This window comes from Rhodoferax sp. (assembly GCF_010365055.1).
Taxonomy (GTDB): domain Bacteria; phylum Pseudomonadota; class Gammaproteobacteria; order Burkholderiales; family Burkholderiaceae_C; genus Rhodoferax.
In genome coordinates, this window is the sequence record NZ_JAAFHA010000158.1 from 1 (window position 1) to 6,274 (window position 6,274).

Annotated in this window: 5 protein-coding genes and 1 pseudogene; all 6 read left to right on the forward strand. The window is 56.5% G+C overall.

Annotation, left to right across the window (positions count from 1 at the left end; translation table 11 throughout):
• Positions 1-1,665: glycogen debranching protein GlgX (gene glgX / locus GZ093_RS20035; protein WP_296489426.1), on the forward strand; the 1,665-nt coding region annotated here is incomplete at its 5' end.
• 288 nt (positions 1,666-1,953) lie between these two features.
• A complete protein-coding gene (locus GZ093_RS20040) occupies positions 1,954-2,256 on the forward strand; it encodes a hypothetical protein (protein WP_296489428.1) in 303 nt (100 codons plus the stop codon).
• A gap of 56 nt (positions 2,257-2,312) precedes the next feature.
• Positions 2,313-3,266 (forward strand): LOG family protein, encoded by a 954-nt coding sequence (locus GZ093_RS20045; RefSeq protein ID WP_296489429.1) that lies wholly within the window; start codon positions 2,313-2,315, stop codon positions 3,264-3,266.
• A gap of 16 nt (positions 3,267-3,282) precedes the next feature.
• Entirely contained in the window at positions 3,283-4,686 is a 1,404-nt protein-coding gene (locus GZ093_RS20050; protein ID WP_296489430.1) for an MBL fold metallo-hydrolase, read from the forward strand.
• A gap of 50 nt (positions 4,687-4,736) precedes the next feature.
• Positions 4,737-4,901, forward strand: coding sequence for a hypothetical protein (locus tag GZ093_RS20055; protein ID WP_296489432.1), 165 nt, complete (start codon positions 4,737-4,739; stop codon positions 4,899-4,901).
• Between the two features lie 120 nt (positions 4,902-5,021).
• Positions 5,022-6,238: pseudogene (locus GZ093_RS20060) on the forward strand (IS256 family transposase).
• Positions 6,239-6,274 lie beyond the last annotated feature (36 nt).

Genomic DNA, 6,274 nt, shown 5'->3' on the forward strand with positions numbered 1-6,274 from the left:
TGCGTGTGTACACATGAGCACTTCAACTGGCAGGACGACCGGCCGCTCCGGCATCCCTGGTCGAAGACCGTGATTTATGAAACGCATGTGCGCGGTTTTACCATTCGCCCCAACGCCAGCGTAGCGCATCCCGGCACCTACCGCGGCCTGATGGAAAAGATTCCCTACTTGAATGAACTCGGCGTGACGGCGGTTGAATTGATGCCGGTACACGAGTTCAACGAACACCAGGCGCCGGGCATCAACCCGCAAACCGGCAAGCCACTCGGAAATTACTGGGGCTACGATCCCGTGGCTTTCTTTGCGCCGAAAGCCTCCTACAGCAGTGCGGGCGGCCTCGGCCAGCAGAAGCTGGAGTTCAAGGAAATGGTGCGGGCACTCCATCATGCCGAGATCGAAGTGATCCTGGACGTGGTGTTCAACCACACCGCGGAGGGAAACGAACTGGGCCCGACGCTGTGCTTTCGCGGCATGGATAACGCGATCTTCTACACCCTGGCTGGCGACAAACGCCACTACAAGGACTACACGGGCACAGGCAACACCATCAACGCCAATCACCCCGTGGTGCGGGATCACATCCTGGCTGCGTTGCGTTACTGGGTGGTGGAGATGCATGTGGATGGCTTCCGCTTTGACCTGGCGTCCGTGCTCGGACGCGACAGCAGCGGCAAGCTGCTGGCCAATGCCCCGCTGCTCGAACAGATCGCCGAGGACCCGATCCTGAGAGACGTGAAAATCATCGCCGAGGCGTGGGATGCCGCCGGTGCCTACGAGGTGGGGAGTTTTTCCGAACAGCGCTGGGCGGAATGGAACGGCCGTTATCGGGACGATGTCCGGCGTTTCTGGCGTGGCGACGAGGGAATGCTCGCTGCGTTTGCCAGCCGCATCTGCGGCAGTGCCGACATCTACGCCCTATCGGGCAAAGGCCCCGAGGGCAGCATCAATTTCATCACCTGCCACGACGGCTTCACACTGAACGACCTGGTGAGCTATGGCACCAAGCACAATGAAGCCAATGGAGAAAACAACCATGACGGGACCGACGCCAACCACAGCGACAACCATGGCGTCGAAGGCGAGACAGCGGATGCCGGAATCGAGGCCATGCGCAAACGCCAGATCAAGAACTTCCTGCTGACGCTGCTGATCTCGCGCGGCGTGCCGATGCTGCTCGGCGGGGACGAGTTTCGCCGCACCCAGGGCGGTAACAACAACGCCTGGTGCCAGGACAGCGAAACGAGTTGGCTTGACTGGCAGGGTCTGGAACAGCACCAAGACATTTTCCGCTTTACCCGCGGCATGCTCGCCTTTCGCCGTGCCCACCCGGTGCTGAGTGCGGAGCACTTCTACACGGACACCGAGATTCACTGGTTTGACCCACAAGGAGGAGGACCCGATTGGTCTGACCCGAATGCAAACCAGTTGGCCTGTCTGATTCATGAAGACGCGCAACGCGCACTTTTCCTGATGTTCAATGCCGGTGCCGAAGCGGTCGATTTCAGCGTGCCCCCCCTATTGCCGGGCACGCGCTGGCAACTGGCCGTTGATACCGCGCGCGAATCGCCACACGATCTGTTTGCTGCAGGCGAGTCACCCCTTCTGGAAAATTCACACACTTACCGGCTGGGTTCCCGATCCAGCGTCATCCTTCTGGCGCAATGAGTGGCCTGACCTGTTATCCCGACTTGACTTATGGTGGCCAACCAAAAAAGTCCACCTCCTCAGAGATTGAATACCATGCTTGATTACACGGAATACATCAAAATGTTTGTCGCCCTGGATAGCCGGTCACATCGGCATCGAGGGGATCAATATTTTTACCCACATCAAGGTATAGACGCTGATTGACGCAGGGGAAATCGATGTGGGATTTCAAAATGTTTATTTACAAAATGCACGGCGAATTCGTAAGCTATCCTGAACCATGAACTTAATTAAAGGAGTTAACCCATGACCCAAAACCAACGTATCGAACAGAACATCGATTTCTACACATCACACCTGAAGCATATCGATGAACTTTTGGAACGATCCAGCAAAGGCGTAACCAAGAGTCCCGAACATGCTGACATCCACGCACAGATAACCAACCTGAAAACTGAACGCGATCAGTTCGCCGAGCACATTGAAACGTTGAAACTGGGGTCTACTGCTGACATGCAGGAACAAATGATTGAAGGGGCTGGCCCTATGGGTGTGTGGGATGCACTCGCCCAACAGTTGGAGAAACTGGTTGAACGGATTGAACGCTAGTCAACTATGGGTGCAGGCGGAAATCACGAAACAATAATAATGAAGCAAAGGTGAACATGTCCAAAAAAGGGGATCCTTCCCCGGTGATGCCAGCCCCACCCACCCCCCAACGGCGTGAGCCGTTGCCTTGGCAGACGCCCAAGGCGCTCGAGGATGACCCCCAGGCCATGGCGCGGGTGCAGGCCATCATGGCCAGCCCGGGCTATCGTCAGGCGGACCAGGATGTTGCGTTTCTGAACCAGGATGAAACGCGTGGTGTGCGGCTCCAGATTGATTACCTGAAACCCGAATTGTTACTGGAACAGCATGGGGTGGAGCATACCATCGTGGTGTTCGGCAGCACCCGTCTGCAAGAACCGGATGCTGCGCGACGCAAGGTGGAGGCCATTCAGCATGCGCTGGCCGACAACCCTGCGGATGAGGATCTGCAACGGCGACTGAATGTGGCCCGGTCGATCCAGAAGAAGAGTCGCTATTACGAAGAGGCACGCGCATTGGGTCGCCTGGTGGCGGCGTCGGGCAAAGCGCCGGAGGATAGCCGCGTGACCCTGGTCACGGGGGGCGGCCCCGGCATCATGGAGGCCGCTAACCGCGGCGCTTTCGATGTGGGCGGAAAATCAATCGGCCTCAACATTACGCTGCCCCATGAGCAGTATCCCAATCCCTACATCACCCCTGAACTCTGTTTCAGCTTTCACTATTTCGCCATGCGCAAGCTGCACTTTCTCAATCGTGCCAAAGCGCTGGTGGCCTTTCCCGGCGGCTACGGCACGCTGGACGAACTGTTCGAGACGCTCACCCTGATCCAGACCCGCAGCATAGTGCCCCTTCCGGTGGTGCTGGTGGGGGGAATCCTACTGGCGTCAGACCGTCAACGTGGATTTTCTGGTAGCCGAGGGCGTTATCGACGCCGAGGATCGCGAGCTGTTCTGGTACGCCGAAACGGCAGAGGAAATCTGGCAAGGAATTCAGCACTGGCACCGTGCCAGTGGCAAACCATTATTGAATAACGACAAGGAGTAATGCATGAAAATTGCCTTTCACGGCGCTGATCAGAGTGTCACCGGTTCCTGCCATCTGGTGAGTTGCGGCGGCAAGCAGATATTGATCGACTGCGGGCTCTATCAGGGCGGCCGCGAACTGAGGGAAGAAAATCACGAGCCCTTCGGGTTCGATCCCTCCAAGGTGGATTATCTGCTGCTCACCCATGCCCATCTGGATCATTGCGGCCGAATTCCCTTGTTGGTGAAGCAAGGCTTCCAGGGCGAGATCATTACCACCCCAGCCAGCCGCGAGCTTGCCAAACTGGTCATGCTGGATGCTGCACATATACAGGAGGAGGAAGCCGAGTGGCAGTCCCGCAAAGTGGCACGCCACGGCCACAAGAAAAACCAGACGCCGGAAGACATCGCGCCGCTTTACACCACGCTGGATGCCCTCAACAGTCTGGATTATTTCGGCCGCAAGGTGGAATACGGCAAGGCGCTGACGCTGGATGACGGTATTCAGGCGACGTTTCTGGACGCCGGTCACATCCTCGGCTCCGCCAGTATCCTGCTGGAGCTGGAAGAGGACGGCCACAAGCGGCGCGTGTTGTTCTCCGGTGACCTGGGTTACAGCGGTCGCGCCATTCTGCGCGATCCGACACCGCCGCCCCATGCCGACGTGGTGGTGATGGAGACCACCTACGGTGACCGCCTGCACAAGCAACTGCAACCCTCCATCGAAGAACTGTACACAGCTGTCAGCGACACCTTCCGCCGCGGTGGCAACGTCATCATTCCCAGCTTTGCGCTGGAACGCACGCAGGAAATCCTCTATTACCTGCGCGAAGGCGTCGAAGCCGGAAAGCTGCCCGCGTCCATGCAGGTGTTCCTCGATTCACCGATGGCCATTTCCGCTACCGAAATATTCCGGCGTCACCCGGATTGCTATGACGTAGAGACCAGCAAGGTGTTTCGCAGTGGGACGGATCCTTTCGACCTGCCCGGCCTGCACTTTACCCGCCAGGCCGCCGACTCCATTGCCTTGAACCGTATCGGTGGCGGCGCGGTGATCATTGCCGGTTCTGGCATGTGCACCGGTGGGCGGGTGCGCCACCATCTCAAACACAGCCTGTGGAAGGAAAACTGCAGCGTGGTTTTTGTCGGCTTTGCTGCTCTGGGCACCTTGGCGCGCAAGATTATCGATGGCGCCAAATCGGTGCATATTTTCGGTGAAGAAATCCAGGTGCGAGCCCGCATTCATACCATCGGTGGCTTCTCTGCCCATGCCGACCAGGCTGAGTTATTGGCCTGGCACCAACAGGTGGGTAACCCGGCACGTACCTTTTTGGTCCATGGCGAAGAAGAGGCCATGCAGTCCTTTGCCAAGCATTTACATGACACCGAGGTGGTCATGCCCGAGCTGCATAAAGTGTTTGATTTGTGATGTTTCGATGATTTGCAGGGTGGCTTTGACGATAGGCCAGCGTTCCCTACATGAAGAAGATGATAAAAGAGCCACACAGCGAAGGTAGTTGCCAAGCCTGCCATCAGAACAAAGCGATGAGCCAGAACAGGCAGGAAGACCGCATCATCAGTGAAAAACCCGATCAATTGCTGAATCAGGAGATGCTGAATGAAATGCACAGCAAGCTGCATTGATCATGGCCAGCCCTATGTCATGAGGAACAAGACATGAACCCTTTGCCCATCAATCAGGGGGTGTAAATAGTTTTGTGTAACGGTCATTAGGCAGGAGACTGCCGCCCTCAAAGGAAACCTATGACCAAACGCAAAGTAGTACAACCCGACCTGATTGACCAATTGTTAGCCGATTACCAGAAACCGGATGACCTGATCGGCGAGAACGGAATTTTAAAGCAACTCACCAAGGCCATTATAGAGCGCGCCTTGCAAGCCGAACTCGCGGCCCACTTGGGTCACGCGCCGTTGCCAACGACAGCGGCAACACACGCAACGGCAGCAGCGCCAAAACGCTCAAGGGGGATTTCGGTGTCTTACCCCTCGACATCCCACGTGACCGCGAAGGCAGCTTTGAACCGCAGCTCGTGGCCAAACATCAAACCCGCTGGACTGGCTTCGACGACAAGATTTTATCGCTGTATGCGCGCGGCCTGACGGTGCGGGAAATTCAAAGCCACCTGGAAGAAATGTACGGCACCGAAGTCTCGCCGACGCTGATTTCATCGGTCACCGATGCTGTCATGGACGAAGTTAAAGCATGGCAGGTGCGCCCTTTAGATGCGCTGTACCCGATCGTCTATCTTGACTGCATTCACGCAAAGGTGCGCGATAACGGCGCGGTGCGGGTCAAGGCCGTCTATCTGGCCTTGGGTATCAATCTAAATGGCGACAAGGAATTGCTAGGATTGTGGATAGCGCAGACTGAGGGTGCTAAATTCTGGCTACAGGTCGTGACCGAACTCAAGAACCGAGGTGTGGCCGACATCTTTATCACCTGCGTGGACGGCCTCAAGGGCTTTCCAGAGGCGATTGAGGCGGTGTTCCCGAGGACTCAGGTGCAGCTGTGTATCGTGCACATGGTGCGCTACAGTTTGAACTTCGTGGGCTGGAAATTACGCAAGACCGTCGCGGGCGATCTGCGTACCATTTACACTGCGGCGACCGTCGAAGAAGCTGAAATCCGGCTGGCGGAATTCGATGCCAAATGGGGTGCGGACTATCCTTCCATTGTGCAGTCCTGGCAGCGCAACTGGCCACGGATTGTGCCGTTCTTCGATTATCCCGCCGAAATCCGCAAGGTGATTTACACGACCAATGCCATTGAGTCCGTCAACATGAGTCTGCGCAAGGTCACCAAAAGCCGCGGCTCATTTCCCAATGACGATGCGTTGATCAAGTTGTATTATCTGGCACTGCGCAACATCAGCAAGAAATGGACGATGCCAATCCAGAACTGGAAAGCGGCATTGAATCGGTTCACAATCATGTTCGATGAACGTATGCCGCAGCATTAAACGATTTCCCGTTTACACAAAATCGCGGACACCCCC